We start from the raw sequence: 17,073 nt of genomic DNA on the forward strand, positions 1-17,073 counted from the left end.
ACACGGGGCGGGCGTCCGGGAACGGACGCCCGCCCTTCTCGCGTCACCCCCGCCCGGCCGGCCCGCTTCCGCGCACCGGCCTCGCGCGGACCGCCCCTTCGCGGACCGGCCTTCACCGGGCGGCCCCGCACCCGCCCGGTGTCACTGCTCGCACCCCATCCCCCGGGACTCGGGCAGCGCCTTGACGATCCAGGACCGGTCGCGGGCGATCTGCTCCTCCCCGGTGCTCCAGATGTCGGGCGTCGAGGCGTGTCGCTGGATGCCGACCAGGACCTCGTCGCCCCGGTGCAGCCGCGGGTCGACGTCCTGGTCCATCAGGAAGGTGACCGTCTTCTCCCCCTTGGCCGGCTTGTAGTAGTGGTAGACGTCGAGGGTGATCCGGTCCCGCGTGGTGCCGGGGACCGCGGTCACCTTCGTGACCGTGCCCTCCACGAGGAGCCGTGAGCAGGCGACGTAGCCGGGCGCGCTGAGCTTGCCCGTGCTGCCGCTGTCCGCCTTGGCGTCGGAGGAGTTCTGGGCCTTCGCCGCGTTCACCCCGTCCTGCCCGCCGTGCGCGGCCAGCCAGCCGACCCCCACCACCAGCGAGGCCATGGCGGCCGCCACCAGCGTGCCCGCGACGAGGGTGCCCGAAGGCCGGAAGCGCTTCCTCGGGGCACCCCCCGGCCGTTTGCCCCCGGACGGCCCCGGCGCCCGGTCCCGCCGGTACCTCCCGGGCTTCCGGGCCCCCCGGACCGCCCCGTCCGTCCGGCCGGAGCCCGCCAGCGCGTCCCCGATCACGATCAGCTGCTCCCTGAGCACGTCCACGTCCGCCGCGGCCGCCCGGTGCTCGGCCATGAACACGACGTCGTCACGAGCGCCCTCGGGCAGTTCGGCGTCCGTGATCACGGCCAGCAGCGGGTCCAGACCTTCGTACTCGGCCACGTCACACCACCTCGTCCTCGTGCAGGCGGGCGCGCATCGCGCGGACCGCCGTGTGCAGCCTGCTCTTGACCGTGCCCTCGGGTACGCCGAGCTCCTCGGCGATGTCCCGCACCGGCAGGTCGGCGTAGAACCGCAGGACGAGGACCTGGCGCTGCGCGTCGGGCAGTTCGTCCAGGCCCTGGGCGACGGCCAGCGAGAGCACACTGGACTCCTCGTCGGAGGGCTGCTCCCACTGGCGCAGCGAGGCCAGCCGCTCGCCCAGCCGCTCCTGTCGGCGCTTGGCCCGGTGCCAGTCCATCGCCAGGTTCGAGGCGACGACCGCGGCCCAGGCGGACACGTCGCGCGGCGCCTCGTCTCCCTTGGCGGCCCGCTCCAGCAGCCGCAGCCGGACCTGCTGTACCCCGTCCGGCAGGTCCGCCTGCGGCACGCCGCCGAGCGCGAGCACCGCCCGCACCCGGCGTTCCTGCGTCGTGTCCAGGGGATCGTCCGCCCCCGGTGCCCGACGTGGCTTTCTGCGCAGCACAGCCACCCCTCCCCTCCCCGCGTCCCCTCTACGACGCCGGTGCGGGCCAAAACGTTCGGCCCGGTCCGAGTCGTACGTCACACCGGCCCGAAGCCGTGGCCGGGCCGCGCCGTACGGATTGCGGTCGCCCCGCGGCGCCGGGCGATTTCTTCGTACCCGGGCGCCCGGCCGCCGCAGGATCGGGTCCCGCGGCACGGACGTCCGCGTCCCACGCTGTGAGCGGCGTGCCGAAAGGATTGGACAGGCGGACCCTGGTGAGACGCATGATGGAAGCGCTGGACCACGTAGAACGCACGTCAAGGGAGTCGCCGTGAGGGTCGGAATCGTCGGAGCCACCGGTATGGTCGGCACAGCCATGCGCAAGATCCTCGTCGAGCGGGACTTCCCGGTCACGGAACTGCGTCTGTTCGCCTCGGCCCGTTCGGCCGGGACGGTCGTCGACGGGGTCACGGTGGAGGACGCTTCCACGGCGGACTACTCGGGCCTGGACATCGTGCTGTTCTCCGCGGGCGGGGCCACCTCCAAGGCGCTGGCCGAGAAGGTCGCCTCCCAGGGCGCCGTCGTGATCGACAACTCCTCCGCCTGGCGCAAGGACCCCGAGGTACCGCTCGTCGTCTCCGAGGTGAACCCGCACGCGATCGCGGACCGCCCCAAGGGCATCATCGCCAACCCGAACTGCACGACGATGGCCGCGATGCCGGTCCTGAAGCCGCTGCACGAGGAGGCGGGCCTCCAGGCCCTGGTCGCCACCACCTACCAGGCGGTGTCCGGCTCCGGCGTCGCCGGTGTGGCGGAGCTGCACGGCCAGGCGCTGAAGGTCGTCGGCGAGGCCGACCGGCTGACCCACGACGGCGAGGCGGTCGACTTCCCCGAGCCCCAGGTCTACAAGCGGCCCATCGCCTTCAACGTGCTCCCCCTCGCGGGTTCGATCGTCAACGACGGTCTGAACGAGACGGACGAGGAGCAGAAGCTGCGCAACGAGTCCCGCAAGATCCTGGAGATCCCCGCCCTCAAGGTCTCCGGCACCTGCGTCCGCGTCCCGGTGTTCTCCGGCCACTCCCTCCAGGTGAACGCCCGCTTCGAGCGCCCGGTCTCCGTCGAGCGCGCCACCGAGCTGCTCGCGGGCGCCCCGGGTGTCGTCCTCTCCGACATCCCGACCCCGCTCCAGGCCGCCGGCAAGGACGCCTCGTACGTCGGGCGCATCCGGCGGGACGAGACCGTCGAGCACGGTCTCGCGCTGTTCATCTCCAACGACAACCTCCGCAAGGGCGCCGCGCTGAACGCGGTCCAGATCGCGGAGCTGGTGGCGGCCGAACTCAACGAGGGCTGACACCCGGTTCCACCACACGCCCGAGGGGGCGGGCACCGGCCGGTGCCCGCCCCCTCGGGGTTTCGCGTGCCTGGGCGCTCGCCGCCCGGGCGTGCCTAGGCGGTCGCCGCCGCCGCGTCGGCCGCCTGCGCCTTCAGGGCCCGCTCGACGCCCGAGCGGGACTCCGAGACGAGGCGCCGCAGGGCGGCGTTGGGCTCGGCCGAGGCCAGCCACGCGTCCGTCTTGTCGAGGGTCTCCTTCGCGATGTGGATGCCCGGGTAGAGGCCGGTCGCGATCTGCTGCGCGATCTCGTGCGAGCGGGCGTCCCAGATCTCCTTGACCACGGAGAAGTACTTGTCCGTGTACGGGGCGAGCAGCTCACGCTGGTCGGTCTGCACGAAGCCGCCGATGACCGCCTCCTGCAGGGCGTTCGGGAGCTTGTCGGACTCGACGACCGAGGCCCACGCCTCCGCCTTCGCCTCCGCGGTGGGGCGGGCGGCGCGGGCGGTGGCCGCGTGCCGCTCACCGGCAGCGGTCTTGTCCCGCTCGTACTCGGCGGCGATCTCCGCCTCGTCGAAGCGTCCGACGGCCGCGAGCCGCTGCACGAACGCCCAGCGCAGCTCGGTGTCGACGGCGAGGCCCTCGATGGTCTCGCGGTCCTCGAGCAGCGCCTCCAGGAGGTCGAGCTGCTCCGGCGTGCGCGCGGTCGCCGCGAAGGCGCGCGCCCAGGCGAGCTGGTGGTCGGAGCCGGCCTCGGCCGCGCGCAGGTGCGCGAGCGTGGCGTCCGTCCAGCGGGTCAGCAGCGCCTCGCGGGCGGCCGGGTCGGCGTACAGCTCGATGGCGAGCTTCACCTGCCGGTGCAGCGACTGCACGACACCGATGTCGGACTCCTTGCCGATGCCGGACAGCACCAGCGCCAGGTAGTCGCGGGCGGCGAGTTCGGCGTCGCGGGTCATGTCCCAGGCGGAGGCCCAGCACAGGGCGCGCGGCAGGGAGGACTCGAAGTCGCCGAGGTGCTCGGTGACGAACGCGAGGGAGTCCTCGTCGAGGCGGACCTTGGCGTACGACAGGTCGTCGTCGTTGAGCAGGACGACGGCGGGGCGGCGCTTGCCGGAGAGCTGCGGCACGGCGGTCAGCTCGCCGTCCACGTCCAGCTCCAGGCGCTCGCCGCGCACGAGCTTGCCGCTGTCGGCGTCGAGGTCGTAGAGGCCGACCGCGATGCGGTGCGGGCGCAGGGTCGGCTCGCCCTGGGCGCCGGCGGGCAGGGCCGGGGCCTCCTGGCGGATGGCGAAGGAGGTGATGACGCCGTCGGCGCCGGTCTCGATCTCCGGGCGCAGGACGTTGATCCCGGCGGTCTGGAGCCACTTCTGCGACCAGGTGCCGAGGTCGCGTCCGGAGGTCTCCTCCAGGGCGCCGAGCAGGTCGGACAGGCGCGTGTTCCCGAAGGCGTGGGCCTTGAAGTAGGCCTGGACGCCGCGGAAGAACTCGTCCATGCCGACGTAGGCGACGAGCTGCTTGAGGACGGAGGCGCCCTTGGCGTACGTGATGCCGTCGAAGTTGACGAGCACGTCGTCGAGGTCGCGGATCTCGGCCATGATCGGGTGGGTGGAGGGCAGCTGGTCCTGCCGGTACGCCCACGTCTTCATGGAGTTGGCGAAGGTGGTCCAGGAGTGCGGCCACCGGCTGTCGGGGTGGTAGGCCTGACAGGCGATGGAGGTGTAGGTGGCGAACGACTCGTTCAGCCACAGGTCGTTCCACCACTCCATGGTCACGAGGTCGCCGAACCACATGTGGGCCAGCTCGTGCAGGATCGTCTCGGCGCGCAGCTCGTAGGCGGCGTCGGTGACCTTGGAGCGGAAGACGTACTGGTCGCGGATGGTGACCGCGCCCGCGTTCTCCATGGCGCCCGCGTTGAACTCGGGCACGAAGAGCTGGTCGTACTTCTCGAACGGGTACGCGTAGTCGAACTTCTCCTGGAACCACTCGAAGCCCTGCCGGGTGACCTCGAAGATCGCGTCCGAGTCGAGGAACTCGGCGAGCGAGGGGCGGCAGTAGATGCCGAGCGGCACGGACTGGCCGTCCTTCTCGTACACGCTGTGCACGGAGTGGTACGGGCCGACGATCAGCGCGGTGATGTACGTGGAGATCCGCGGCGTCGGCTCGAAGACCCAGACGTCGTCCTTGGGCTCCGGGGTCGGCGAGTTGGAGATGACCGTCCAGCCGGTCGGTGCCTTCACCGTGAACTGGAAGGTGGCCTTGAGGTCGGGCTGCTCGAAGGAGGCGAAGACACGGCGCGCGTCCGGCACCTCGAACTGGGTGTAGAGGTACGCCTGCTGGTCGACGGGGTCGACGAAGCGGTGCAGGCCCTCACCGGTGTTGGTGTAGGCGCAGTCGGCGACGACGCGGAGGACGTTGCGCCCCGCCAGGAGGCCGGGCAGCGCGATCCGCGAGTCCTGGAAGACCTCGGCCGCGTCGAGCGGGTCGCCGTTGAGGGTGACTTCGTGGACGGTGGGGGCGACCAGGTCGATGAAGGAGTCCGCGCCGGTCTCGGCGGAGTCGAAGCGCACCGTGGTCACGGACCGGTAGGTGCCGCCCTCCTGCGCGCCGGAGAGGTCGAGTTCGACCTCGTACGAGTCAACGGTGAGCAGCTTCGCCCGCTGCTGCGCCTCTTCGCGGGTCAGGTTTGTGCCAGGCACGCGGTCATCTCCTCGTTATGTGTGGGTTGCGCCATCCTTCCACGGGACCCGCACGGAACGCGATGTCCGTTTACCGCCGGTGGCGGGCCGTCAGGAGCGTGAACCTGGGGGCATGACGACGTACACCGCACGGCCCGTCGGCGGGGCCGTTCTGAAGGAGCTCCGCGACACCGACGACGCGGGCCGCCGGCCCGTGCCGCTGACCGACGGGGAGGGCGGGTCCCCGCTGCGCTGCTGTCTGCGCCGCAGCGAGCCGGGCGAGCGCGTCGCCCTGGTCTCCTACGCCCCGTTGCGCCGCTGGGCGCGGGAGACGGGGGCCGAGCCGGGCCCGTACGACGAGACGGGCCCGGTCTTCGTCCACGCGGAGGAGTGCGCGGGCCCGGCCACGGACGCCCTCCCGTTCACGAACGCCCGTCGCGTGGTCCGCCGCTACTCGGCCCGCGGGCGCATCCTGGGCGGACGGCTGGTCGAGGCGCCGGACGCGTTCGGCGACGCCTTCGCGGAGGCGTTCGCGGACCCGGAGGTGGCGCTGCTGCACGTACGGGCGGTGGAGTACGGCTGCTTCCTGTACGAGGTGCGGCGGGGCTGAGGCGCCGGGACCGGGACACCCGGAACGTGCCGAGGGAGTCCGCGCACCGGTGGGTGCGTGGACTCCCTCGGCGAAGAGTCGGTGCGGGGCGAGCGGGTCTCAGCCCTGCTTCGGCTTCGGCTGCTTGTGGGACTTGTCCAGGACCATCACCAGGGCGGTGATGCCCGCGAACAGCGCGATCGGCAGCACGACGTAGAGGCCGAGCGTCTCGATCACGCTCAGGCCGGAGCCGGGGTCGTCGCCGTCGTCGCGGGTCACCGCGAGCGCGGGGGACGACATGAGCAGCATCATCAGCGTCGTGCCGGCCGCCAGGGCACCGGCGCGCAGGGCGTTCTTCTTGTCCACGGTGCCAACGTAGCGAACACCCGGCGGGGCCGCGCGCCCGGGGTGCCGTACGGAGGTCACGGGGCACCGCGCGGCGGGTCCGGACGGCTCCCCGGCCCGCCCGCCCGTCCGTCCTTCGCCCGCACCACGTCGATCAGGGCGTGCAGCCGCGGCGAGGCCGCCAGTTCCTCCAGGGTCACCGGGCGGCCCTCGGCGTCGGCGACGGGCAGACGCCAGTTGGGGTACTCGTCCCAGGTGCCCGGGAGGTTCTGCGGGCGTCGGTCGCCGACGGCGTCCGGGAGCCAGATCCCGATCATCCGGGCCGGGGTGCGCAGCAGGAAGCGGTGGACGGCCTGGATCTCGGCCTCCTCCACCGAGGCGGGGGCGCCCCCGCTCGGGCCGCGCAGCAGTCCGAGCCGGGAGAGCAGCGCCAGCCACTCCCGGACGTCCGCGGCGGCGGCCGCCCGTTCCGCGTCGAGGGAACCGGCCAGCAGGCCGAGCCGGTCGCGGAGTTCGACGTGCTCGCCGGTGAACCGGGCCGCGGTGGGCGGCAGGTCGTGGGTGGTGGCGGTGGCCAGGCAGTCGGCGCGCCAGGCGTCGGGCGGCAGGGGCAGACCGTCCCCCTCCCAGTCGCGTTCGAACCACAGCACCGAGGTGCCCAGCACCCCGCGTTCCCGGAGCTTCTCGCGCACCCCGGGTTCGACCGTGCCGAGGTCCTCGCCGATGACCAGCGCTCCGGCCCGTGAGGCTTCCAGGACCAGGATCGCGAGCATCGCCTCGGCGTCGTGGCGTACGTAGGCGCCCTCGGTGGGCGGCCGGCCGGCGGGGATCCACCAGAGCCGGAACAGGCCCATGACGTGGTCGATGCGCAGGGCGCCGGCGTTGCGCAGGAGCGCGCGCAGCAGCCGGCGGTAGGGGGCGTATCCCGAGGCGGCGAGCCGGTCGGGCCGCCAGGGCGGCAGGCCCCAGTCCTGGCCGCGCGCGTTGAAGGCGTCCGGGGGCGCGCCGACGGACATGCCCGCCGCGAAGTACTCCTGCTGGGCCCAGGCGTCGGCTCCGTCGGGGTGGACGCCGACGGCGAGGTCGTGCACGAGCCCGACGGCCATGCCCGCGTCGCGCGCGGAGCGCTGGGCGCGCGCGAGCTGGGCCTCGGTGAGCCAGGCGAGCCGGCTGTGGAAGTCGACCCGGTCCATCAGTTCGGCGCGGGCGCGGGCGGTCGCGGACGAGCGGGGGTCGCGCAGGGCGACGGGCCAGTTCCGCCAGTCGGAGCCGTGCACCTCGGCGAGCGCGCACCAGGTGGCGTGGTCCTCCAGCGCCCGGCCCTCCTCGGCGAGGAAGTCGGCGTACGCGGCCTGCCGTCCGGGCCCGAGCGGCACCGCGCGCACCATCGCGAGCGCCTCGCGCTTGAGGTCCCACACGGCGTCGCGGTCGATCAGCGCGCCCTTGCGCAGCACGGCGTCGCGCAGCCGTCCCGCGCGCTCCGCCAGCGTGCGCAGCCGGTCCTGGTCCTCGGCGTAGGGGTACTCGGGGACGTCCTCGACGCGCAGGTGCACCGGGTCGGGGAAGCGGCGGGAGGAGGGGCGGTACGGGGAGGGGTCGGTGGGGTCGCCCGGTACGGCCGCGTGCAGCGGGTTGACCTGGACGAATCCGGCGCCCAGCGCCCGTCCCGCCCAGGCGGTCAGCTCGGCGAGGTCGCCGAGGTCGCCCATGCCCCAGGAGCGGCGGGAGAGCAGGGAGTAGAGCTGGACGAGCAGGCCGTGGACGCGTCCGGAGGGCGCGGGCAGCCGGGTGGGGGCGACGACGAGGTGGGCGTCGGCGGTGCGGCCGTCGGGGGCGGTGGCGTGGAGCGTGTGGACGCCGGGCGGGAGGCCGTCGGCACGGTCGCGGGACTCACCCTGTTCGGTGGTGACGCCCAGTCGGGTGCCGTCCGGCAGGGCGGCGACCTCGGCGGGGAGGACTCCGCCCCAGCACACCAGGGTCGGCGGCAGCAGCCGCCCCGCCGTCTCGGCCTCGTGCCGCGCGAGGGCGGCACGGACGGCCTCCGGGGTGCTCGCGTCGACGCCGAGCGCCGCCAGGACCGCGACGAGCGCGGTGTCCGGGGCGGTGACCGTGCGGCCGGGGGACGGGCTGTAGGCGTGAGCGACGCCGTGCAGTTCGGCGAGCTCGGACAGGGGTGTCCGCGGTGCCGGCTCCGATGCCGTACGCGGCGGGTCGGCGGGCCCGGTGGGTGCCATCAGGCCCCCGACGCGGCGCCGGCCGAGGTGGGTTCGCTCGTCAGGTGCGCGGCGTCCGCGAGCGGTGGCTCACTGGTGAGCGGTTCGGCGTCGGGCAGCGGGGGTTCGCTGGTCAGCGGCGCCGTGGAGCAGGTGCCCTCCAAGCCGAGCGGGCACGGGTGGGCGCCCCCGGGTCCGTCGGAGGCCCGCCCCGCGCGGGGGCCGGGGAGGGCCGGCTCCGCCGCGCGTTCGGACGGGACCGTCGGGAGAAGGTGTGCCGGTGCGGCCACGGGGGGCCTCCTTGTCGGGGTCGGGTACGGCGGCCGGGGGCATTCCGGTGGTTCGTGCCGGAAAGGGATACCCAGGGCGGTCACCGCAGCCCTACCCCGTGGGCGCGACACCAGACGCCCGCGGAGGGACAACGTGCTCCTGGTCACATTCCGTCGCCGTCCCGCGGGTCCGGGCCGCCCCTCCAGGCTGGGGCAATACGGGCACTTCGGCCACTCTCGTTGACACCTTCGCCACCCGAATGGTGGGCTCGGCGGCACACCTAGGCCGCAGCCGGGACGGCGGGCCACGAGGGGGAACCGTGCGACTCGGGCGTGGAAGAGGGGCGGCCGTACTCGCGTTCGCCGTGGTCGCGAGCGCGTTCGCCACAGCCCCCGCGGCTGTCGCCGCGCCGCACGGACCGGCGGCCTCCGCGGACGACCGCGGGGAATCCGGGAGCGCGGTGCCCGCCGTCTGGCCCCGCCCGCAGTCGCTGCGCGCGAACGGCTCCGCGGTCACGGTCACGGACCAGGTCGTCCTGGTCACCCCCGCCCCGGAGGCGTCCGGCGCGCGCTCCGGCCCCGCTGCCGGCACGTACTCCCCGGGCGCTCCCCTGACTCCGCACGCGCCGGGCGTGAGCGTCGACGCGTACGCCCCGGACGGCGATCTCGACCCGTACGCGCTCGAAGCGCTGCGCGCACTGCTGCGACAGGCCGGCGCGCGCACGATCACGACGGCGCGCGACGGTGACGCGCTCCCGGCGCACGCCCTGGTGGTGCGCCTGGGGTCGGAGCCGGCGGACACCGGCCGGCGGGGCGCGGGTCCCTTCGGCGTCCCGCCCGTCGCGCCGGGCTCCCTGGAGCGGGTGCTCACGGCGCTCGGCGCCGCGCCCCGCACCGACCTCCCCTCCGGCGGCTACCGGCTGGCCGTCGGCCGTGTCGACGGCCGGGACACGGTCGCGCTCGCGGGGGTCGGCGAGGACGGCCTGTTCCACGCCGTGCAGACCCTGGGCCGGCTCCTCGGCGACGGCCGAAGGATCGCCGGCGTGGTCGTCCGGGACTGGCCCGGCACCGCCGCGCGGGGCGTCACCGAGGGGTTCTACGGCAGCCCGTGGACCCCCGAACAGCGCCTCGCCCAGCTCGACTTCATGGGTAGGACCAAGCAGAACCGCTATGTGTACGCGCCCGGCGACGACCTCTTCCGGCAGGCGCGCTGGCGCGAGCCGTACCCGGCCGGGGAACGCGCCCGCTTCCGGGACCTCGCGGAGCGGGCGCGCCGCAATCACGTCACGCTGACCTGGGCCGTGGCCCCCGGGCAGGCGATGTGCTTCTCCTCGGACGCCGACGTGAAGGCGCTGACGCGCAAGCTCGACGCCATGTGGGCGCTCGGGTTCCGGTCCTTCCAGCTCCAGTTCCAGGACGTCAGTTACTCCGAGTGGCACTGCGAGGAGGACGCGGACGCGTTCGGCTCCGGCCCTGCGGCGGCGGCGAAGGCGCAGGCGCGGGTGGCGAACGCCGTGGCCCGGCACCTGGCCGCCCGCCACCCGGACGTGGCCGCGCTGTCGCTGATGCCGACGGAGTACTACGAGGACGGTCCGACCGACTACCGCCGGAAGCTGACGGGCGCCCTGGACAAGGGCGTCGAGGTCGCCTGGACGGGCGTCGGCGTCGTGCCGAAGACCATTACCGGCGGCGAACTGGCGCGCACCCGGGCGGCGTTCGGCAGCCATCCGCTCGTCACCATGGACAACTACCCGGTCAACGACTACGCGCAGGACCGCGTGTTCCTCGGCCCCTACCAGGGGCGCGACCCGGCGGTGGCCGCGGGCTCGGCGGCCCTGCTCGCCAACGCCATGCCCCAGGCGGAGGCGTCCCGCATCCCGCTGTTCACGACGGCCGACTACGCGTGGAACCCCCGGGACTACCGGCCCCAGGAGTCCTGGGAGGCCGCGATCGAGGACCTCGCCGGCAAGGACGCCCGGGGCGCGGACGCGCTGCGCGCGCTGGCCGGCAACGAGGCGTCCTCCGTCCTCGGCGGCGAGGAGTCGGCGTATCTGCGCCCGCTCATGGAGGCGTTCTGGCAGGCGCGGACGACCGCGGACCGGGCCGCGGGCGAGCGTGCGGGACAGCGGCTGCGCGCGGCGTTCACGGTGATGCGCGAGACGCCGCAGCGGCTGGCGGGGCGCCCGATCGCCACCGAGGTGAAGCCCTGGACCGAGCAGCTGGCGCGCTACGGCGAGGCCGGCGAGACGGCCGTCGCGCTCCTCGACGCCCAGTCGGCCGGTGACGCGACGGCGGCGTGGACGGCGTACCGCGCGCTGAACCGGCTGCGCGGCGAACTCGCGGCGAGCGAGGTGAAGGTCGGCACGGGCGTGCTCGACCCGTTCCTGACGCGGGCCCGTACGGCGTACGAGCAGTGGGCGGGCCTCGGCAACGAGTCCTCCGACGCCCCGAAGGGTCCCGGAGCCGCGGGGGACGGCGGTACGGGGACCGGCGGGGGAGCCACGGCGGAGCCGGGTGGCCGGGACGGCCGCGCGGACGGCGGGGACGCCGCGCCGGGCGACGGCGGCGAGCGGGACGGCCGTGTCGTCCGGCTCCCGCGCCCCCGCTTCCTCACCGACGTGAGCGTGCTCACCGACCCCGGGGTGACGGGCTTCGTCGAGGCGCACGTCCTGGGCGAGGGCTGGCGCCGCCTCGGCGCCCTCAGCGCGGGCGGTGCGACGGAGATCGGCGCGGCGGAGATCGGCGTGACGGGCGTGCGCGTGGACGCGCTGCGGGTCGTCGGACCCGAGCGCTCGCAGGTCCGCCACCTCGTGCCGTGGTTCGCCGACACCCCCGCCGCGGCGCTGGAGCTGACCCGTTCCACGAAGGACGTGGAGATCGGCGGCACGGAGCGGATCACGGCCCGGCTGACGTCACTGCGTCCCATCGGCGTCAGCGGTGAGCTGACCGCGCGGGCGCCCGAGGGCATCCGGGTCAAGGTCTCGCGGCCCGCGCCGAACCTGGCGCGGGGCGCGGTCGTCGACAGCGTCGTGGAGGTCACGGTCCCGCCGGGAACGCCGTCGGGCACGTACGAGGTGACGGTCGCCTTCGGCACGCAGACCCGGACGCTGACCGTCCGCGCCTTCCCGCGCACCGCCGGACCCGACCTCGCCCGCACCGGCACGGCCTCCTCGTCCGCCGACGAGACCCCCGACTTCCCGGCCTCGGCGGCCAACGACGGTGACCCGGCGACCCGTTGGTCCTCCCCCGTGGACGACGGCGCCTGGTGGCAGGTGGAGTTCGCCGAGCCGGTGCGCCTCGGCCGGCTCGTGCTGACCTGGCAGGACGCGCACCCGTCCGCGTACCGGGTCCAGGTCTCCGCCGACGGACGCGTGTGGCGCACCGCGACGACCGTGACCGACGGCCGCGGCGGCCGGGAGTCCCTCCGCTTCGACGAGAGCGGCGTCCGCCACGTACGCGTCCAGGGGATGCGGCGGGCGACGGCGTACGGATACTCGCTGTGGTCGGCGGAGGCGTACGCGGTCGCGGAGGCGGCCCAAGGAGCCGACGGACAGGAATCCTCCGCGCCGTGAACCGGCGGGCCCGGAGCCGTCGATAGACGGGGTGTGAGACTGTTCCGCCCCAGAGGGGGCCACCGGGAGGACGATTCGGACGCGGCGCTGCTGCGGGCCGTCTCCGACGGGGATTCCGCGGCGATGGCCGCGCTGTACGACCGGCACGCCGGCTGGCTGCACGCGCGGCTGACCCGGCGCTGCGCCGACCCCGAGACCGTGCGCGAGGTGCTGCAGGACACCTTCGTGACGGTGTGGCGGTCGGCGGGCGGCCACCGGGGCAAGGAGGCCGGCGGCTGGCTGTGGACGATCGCCGCACGGCGTCTGGTGGACGCGCGACGGGTCCAGGAGCGGGCGGAGCGCGTGCAGTACACGGTGCCGCAGCCCGCTCCGTCCGCCGAGGAGCGCGTACTGGCGGAGCTGGAGTACGGCGACGTGGGCACGGCCCTGGACCGCATCTCCCCCGAACTGCGCGAGGTGCTGAGGGCGACGGTCGTCGACGGGCTGACCACGCGCGAGGCCGCCCGCCTGCTCGGCATACCCGAGGGCACGGTCAAGACCCGCGCCCTGCGCGCCCGTGCCGAACTCCGCAAGGCCCTGGCCCAGTTGAACCCGCCCCAGGGCTCCGGCGCGCGTCCGGCCCTGGCCCCGTCCCCGCTGGGAGGCCCGGCATGACCGGTTGGCACGCCCCCGACGACCTCGTCACCCGCTACGCGGACGGCTCCCTCGCGGAGACGGACGCCTGGTCCCTGGAGAAGCACCTGGAGCGCTGCGGGCCGTGCGCCGCGCGCGTCTCGCACGCGGCGCGGGCGGGCGCGGCGGGGCCGGTACTGGCCGAGGTCCGCGACGCGGTCCTGGCGGCGGTGCTCGAAGCGGCACCGGCCACCGCGGCCGTGCCCGCCGCCCGGGTCCGCACGGCTCCCCCGGCCGCGTCCGTGCCGGACCGCGCCCCGGCGGCCCCGCGGGCCCCGCGGGCCTCCGGCGGGCGGCTCACCCGGATCCTCTGGGCCGCGGGACCCGCCGTGCGCGGGGCCTGGACCGGGGCCGTGCTGCTCGTCGCCCTGGGCGCCGTCGCCCTCGCGTACGGGGGTGGAGGGGCGGGCGCACGACCCCTGCTGCTGGCCCTCGCCCCCGTCGTCCCGGTGGCCGGGGTCGCCCTCTCCTACGGACGGCACGCCGATCCGCTCCACGAGATCGCCGCGTCGTCCCCCTCCGGCGGGCTGCGCCTCCTGCTGGCGCGAACGGCCGCCGTGCTGGCGGTCAGCGCGCCCTCGCTGACGGCGGCGGGGCTGCTCATGCCCTCCTCGGGCCCGCGGCTGCCCGCGGGACCCGCGGCGGCCGGCTGGCTGCTGCCGGGGCTGGCCCTGACCCTGGCCTCGCTCGTCCTCTCGGGCTGGCTGGGCTGCCGTACCGCGACGGCGGTGGTCGGCGGCGGATGGCTGCTCGCCGTCTCGGCCCCCCTCCTGCTCTCCACCGGCACCGGTCTGACGGCCGGTCTCACCGAGCAGCTCTCCCTCTACTTCACCGGCGCCTCCTCCCAGGGCTGCTGGGCGGCGGCGACCGTGCTGTGCGCCCTGCTCCTCGCCGCGCGCCGCACCGCGTACGACCGTCTGGAGACGATGTGAACAGGCACGACACGACCGCCGCAGCGCCCGTCGGCGGTGCCGGGCACCGCTCGGCCGCCCCGGCGGGGCACGACCGGAACGGCTCGGGGGACACCGCCGTGCGGGTCTCCGGGCTGACGGTCCGGCACCGCAGGACCACCGCCCTGGACGGTGTCGACCTCGACTTCGGGCTCGGCGTCCACGGGCTGCTCGGGCCCAACGGCGCGGGCAAGACCTCCCTCGTCCGTGTCCTCGCGACGGTCGCGGAGCCCACGGCGGGCCGGGTCGAGCTGCTCGGGAGCGACCTCCGCGGCCACCGGGAACGCGCCGCGGTCCGCCGGGAACTGGGCTACCTCCCCCAGGACTTCGGGTACTACCCGGGCTTCACGGTGCGGGAGTTCGTCGCCTACGTGGCCTGGCTGAAGGAACTGCCGGGGGCAGGGGCCGACGCGGCGGTCGAGCGGGCCGTGACCCGGGTCGGCCTCGCCGACCGCATCGACGCCAAGGTCAAGACCCTGTCGGGCGGCATGGTCCGGCGCGTGGGCATCGCGCAGGCCATCGTGAACGACCCGCGGCTGCTGCTCCTCGACGAGCCCACCGCGGGCCTCGACCCGGAACAGCGCGTGGAGTTCCGCGCGCTGCTGCGGGAACTGGGCCGCACCGCCACCGTGATCGTCTCCACCCACCTCGTCGAGGACGTGGCCGCGGCCTGCACGGAGGTGACGCTGCTCGAAGCGGGGCGGGTCGCCTACCGGGGCACGCCCGCCGCGCTCGCCGCACTCGGCGCGAACGGCCACGAACACGACGGCAACGCCATCGAACGCGGTTACACGGCGGCCCTGCGCGGCCACCGCGCGGCGACGGGGGCGGGCCGGTGAACATCCGCGTCCAGCCGGACGGAGACGGCCCGGCACACACCCCCGCCCGAACCGCCACAGACACCGGCACCGGCACCGGCACCGGCACCGGCACCGGCACCGGCACGAGCCACGGAAGCGGCTCCGGACCCGACACCGGCCACGAGAACGGTACCGGCCGCGACGTCGGCCCGGGTGACGGCCGCGCCCGCGCACGCCGTTCCGGGCCGCACCCCCTGCGCGCCGAGTGGCTGCGCGGCTTCGCCCCCTGGGCGGCCGCCGGGCTGCTGCTCGCCCTCGCCTGGGCGATGACCGCCAAGGCGGACCAGTGGCAGGGGAGCTGGGGGGCGACGACGGCACTGCTGAGCACCGTCGCCGCGATGATCGGTGTCCCGTTCGCGCTCGCCGCGGGCTCCTGGCAGGGCGGCAGGGAACGCAGACGCCGGACGGCGGAGCTGCGCTCCTCCACCGCGCGTACACCGCTCGTCCAGCTCCTGGCGGCCGCCCTGCCGCTCGCCTGCTGGCTGACCGCGGCCCACCTGCTGGTGGTGGCCGGGACACTGGCGGCCTGCGCGCCGTACGCGTCGGCCGGCGGACCCGCCTACACCGTGTTCGCCGGGAACGCCCTCACACTCGCCGCCTGCACGGTCCTCGGTCACACGGCCGGGCGGGCCGTCCCCTTCCGGCTGACCGCCCCACTGCTCGCGATCGGCGGGTACGTCGTCGTCGGCGCCCTCGGCACCCGGTCGTCCGACATCCACCACCTCGCGCTCTGCATGGCCCACGTCCTCGGTGACAACGACCTCGCCGTCTGGTGGTACCCGCTGGTGTCGACCCTGTGGGCGGCCGGGCTCGCCGCCGCCGCGGTCCTGGCCCTCACCGCGTACCGCCGTGCCACCGCGCTGCTGCCGCTCGCGGCCGCCGTCGGCGCCGCCGTCCTCCTCGTCCAGACGGGCGACGGCCTGCTGCGCGACAACCCGCTCTCCCACCGCCAGGTGTGCGACACCTCGACCACCCCGGACATCTGCGTCAACGCCACCTATCCGGGCATGCTCCCGGAGGTGACCCGCGCCCTGTCCGGCCTCACCGGCCGCCTGGAGGGCGTGCAGAACCTGCCGGTCCGCTACGAGGACCTGTGGCGGGAACCGCGACGGAACGAGGCACAGCTGCCGATCCTCAGCCCCATCGGCTGGAGCGTCGTCCGCGGCGAGGTGACCGATCCGGAGCGGTACGCGTGGGAGGCGGCCCACATGCTGGTCCGCCCGGACTGCAGCGGGGCGCCGACCACGGGCCGGATCACGGCCGTCGACGAGGCCGTACTGCGCTGGCTGGCCCCGGATCCCCGGTCCGCGTCGAATCACGAGTACTTCGTGAAGCAGGCCCGGCAGGATGGGGACACGAAGGAACTCACGAGGCTCCGGGCGGAGGACCAGGCGTACGAGCACCTCACCGCGATGAACGACGACGAACGCCGTTCCTGGCTCGGCCGCTACTTCGCGACGGCCGCCGAGTGCGCCCCGAAGCCGAGCGAGGTGCCGTCCCTGTGAACGCCCGACGGACGTCCCTCCCGACGTGGTCCGCCCCCGGACACCGGTTCCGCTCCCTCGCCCTGTACTCCCGCTCGCGGGGCGTCCCGACGACCCTCGCGGCCCTGGCCGGCGCCGCGCTGTTCACGGTGTGGATGGCGAGCCGCCCGGACGCCTACCTCGACCCCGAACGCAGGGTGCCGCTGATCGCGCTCGCCCCGCTGCTGGCATCGATGGCGATCGGCGTGAGTCTTCACACGTACACCCGTGAGCTGGACGACACCGCCGTGCGCCGCTGGTGGCCCCGGCGCCTGGCCCACCTGCTGTTCCTCAGCGCCCTCTCGGCCGCGCTGCTGGCCCTCGCCGTGCCCGGGCACGCGCAGGAGTTCGGCGCGGCGGCGATGGTCCGCAACACACTGGGGGCCATCGGCATCACGGCCGGCTGGGCGGTGCTGGTCGGCGCCAGGCTCAGCTGGATGCCGACGACGCTGTACTTCAGCGCCATGTACCTCTCGGGCACCTCTTCCCGTGTGAACAACGCGACAGTCGTGGGCTGGATCGTGCAGCCGGGTCCGCAGCACGGCGCCTGGGCCGTCGGCCTGGCACTCTTCGTGGCCGGCACGGCGCTCTGCGCAGCCCGTGGGGCCCGCCCCGAAGGACCTCGCGTCTGACACGGGGTCGCACGGGCCGG

General features: G+C 74.9%; 14 protein-coding genes. 8 read left to right on the plus strand and 6 right to left on the minus strand.

The genetic code is table 11. The annotated features are described in order from the left end of the window. Positions 1-141 precede the first annotated feature (141 nt). Together ACFW6B_RS00560 and ACFW6B_RS00565 are read right to left on the minus strand one after the other, a co-directional pair. Positions 142-921 (minus strand): hypothetical protein, encoded by a 780-nt coding sequence (locus ACFW6B_RS00560; RefSeq protein ID WP_386591063.1) that lies wholly within the window; start codon positions 919-921, stop codon positions 142-144. Between the two features lies 1 nt (position 922). After that, positions 923-1,450 carry a sigma-70 family RNA polymerase sigma factor gene (locus ACFW6B_RS00565; RefSeq protein WP_386591064.1) on the minus strand — a complete coding sequence of 176 codons (528 nt, stop codon included), beginning with the start codon at positions 1,448-1,450 and terminating at the stop codon, positions 923-925. A gap of 304 nt (positions 1,451-1,754) precedes the next feature. On the opposite strand from ACFW6B_RS00565, the gene ACFW6B_RS00570 reads away from it, so the two are divergent. Then, positions 1,755-2,774 (plus strand): aspartate-semialdehyde dehydrogenase, encoded by a 1,020-nt coding sequence (locus tag ACFW6B_RS00570; protein ID WP_386591065.1) that lies wholly within the window; start codon positions 1,755-1,757, stop codon positions 2,772-2,774. 95 nt (positions 2,775-2,869) lie between these two features. On the opposite strand, the gene pepN is transcribed toward ACFW6B_RS00570, so the two are convergent. Further along, complete coding sequence (gene pepN / locus ACFW6B_RS00575) at positions 2,870-5,449, minus strand: aminopeptidase N (RefSeq protein ID WP_386591066.1); 2,580 nt, start codon at positions 5,447-5,449, stop codon at positions 2,870-2,872. Between the two features lie 112 nt (positions 5,450-5,561). Between pepN and ACFW6B_RS00580 the strand changes: the two genes are divergently transcribed. After that, complete coding sequence (locus tag ACFW6B_RS00580; RefSeq protein ID WP_386591067.1) at positions 5,562-6,038, plus strand: DUF1203 domain-containing protein; 477 nt, start codon at positions 5,562-5,564, stop codon at positions 6,036-6,038. Positions 6,039-6,137: 99 nt separating this feature from the next. Here ACFW6B_RS00580 and ACFW6B_RS00585 read toward each other — a convergent pair whose 3' ends face one another. Genes ACFW6B_RS00585 through ACFW6B_RS00595 form a run of 3 tightly spaced genes read right to left on the minus strand, consistent with a single transcriptional unit; the run spans position 6,138 to position 8,865 of the window. Continuing rightward, entirely contained in the window at positions 6,138-6,383 is a 246-nt protein-coding gene (locus ACFW6B_RS00585; RefSeq protein ID WP_386591068.1) for a hypothetical protein, read from the minus strand. A 56-nt stretch (positions 6,384-6,439) separates the two neighbouring features. After that, positions 6,440-8,596 (minus strand): 4-alpha-glucanotransferase, encoded by a 2,157-nt coding sequence (malQ, locus tag ACFW6B_RS00590; protein ID WP_386591069.1) that lies wholly within the window; start codon positions 8,594-8,596, stop codon positions 6,440-6,442. Continuing rightward, positions 8,596-8,865, minus strand: a complete 270-nt coding sequence (locus tag ACFW6B_RS00595) for a hypothetical protein (protein ID WP_386591070.1) — start codon at positions 8,863-8,865, stop codon at positions 8,596-8,598. The genes malQ and ACFW6B_RS00595 overlap by 1 nt, the downstream gene beginning before the upstream one ends. Positions 8,866-9,209: 344 nt before the next feature. Here ACFW6B_RS00595 and ACFW6B_RS00600 point away from each other — a divergent pair, with 344 nt between their 5' ends. The 6 genes from ACFW6B_RS00600 (at position 9,210) to ACFW6B_RS00625 (ending at position 17,053) form a co-directional block, all read left to right on the plus strand. Further along, a complete protein-coding gene (locus ACFW6B_RS00600; protein ID WP_386591370.1) occupies positions 9,210-12,416 on the plus strand; it encodes a beta-N-acetylglucosaminidase domain-containing protein in 3,207 nt (1,068 codons plus the stop codon). Between the two features lie 33 nt (positions 12,417-12,449). Beyond that, on the plus strand, positions 12,450-13,070 hold the full coding sequence (locus tag ACFW6B_RS00605; RefSeq protein WP_386591071.1) for an RNA polymerase sigma factor: 621 nt from the start codon (positions 12,450-12,452) through the stop codon (positions 13,068-13,070). Continuing rightward, positions 13,067-14,020 carry a zf-HC2 domain-containing protein gene (locus ACFW6B_RS00610; protein WP_386591072.1) on the plus strand — a complete coding sequence of 318 codons (954 nt, stop codon included), beginning with the start codon at positions 13,067-13,069 and terminating at the stop codon, positions 14,018-14,020. Before ACFW6B_RS00605 ends, ACFW6B_RS00610 begins: the two co-directional genes overlap by 4 nt. Positions 14,021-14,118: 98 nt before the next feature. After that, positions 14,119-14,877, plus strand: a complete 759-nt coding sequence (locus tag ACFW6B_RS00615; protein WP_386591371.1) for an ABC transporter ATP-binding protein — start codon at positions 14,119-14,121, stop codon at positions 14,875-14,877. After that, positions 14,874-16,403, plus strand: a complete 1,530-nt coding sequence (locus tag ACFW6B_RS00620) for a hypothetical protein (RefSeq protein ID WP_386591073.1) — start codon at positions 14,874-14,876, stop codon at positions 16,401-16,403. The genes ACFW6B_RS00615 and ACFW6B_RS00620 overlap by 4 nt, the downstream gene beginning before the upstream one ends. Then, positions 16,400-17,053, plus strand: a complete 654-nt coding sequence (locus ACFW6B_RS00625) for a hypothetical protein (RefSeq protein ID WP_386591074.1) — start codon at positions 16,400-16,402, stop codon at positions 17,051-17,053. Before ACFW6B_RS00620 ends, ACFW6B_RS00625 begins: the two co-directional genes overlap by 4 nt. Positions 17,054-17,073: the final 20 nt, after the last annotated feature.

It is taken from the genome of Streptomyces sp. NPDC058751 (assembly GCF_042746485.1).
Classification (GTDB): domain Bacteria; phylum Actinomycetota; class Actinomycetes; order Streptomycetales; family Streptomycetaceae; genus Streptomyces.

Bases quoted from the DNA above. Each gene is read 5' to 3' on its own strand.
- ACFW6B_RS00580 (WP_386591067.1), top strand. From the start codon at position 5,562: ATGACGACGTACACCGCACGGCCCGTCGGCGGGGCCGTTCTGAAGGAG.
- malQ (WP_386591069.1), bottom strand. From the start codon at position 8,596: ATGGCACCCACCGGGCCCGCCGACCCGCCGCGTACGGCATCGGAGCCG.
- ACFW6B_RS00610 (WP_386591072.1), top strand. From the start codon at position 13,067: ATGACCGGTTGGCACGCCCCCGACGACCTCGTCACCCGCTACGCGGAC.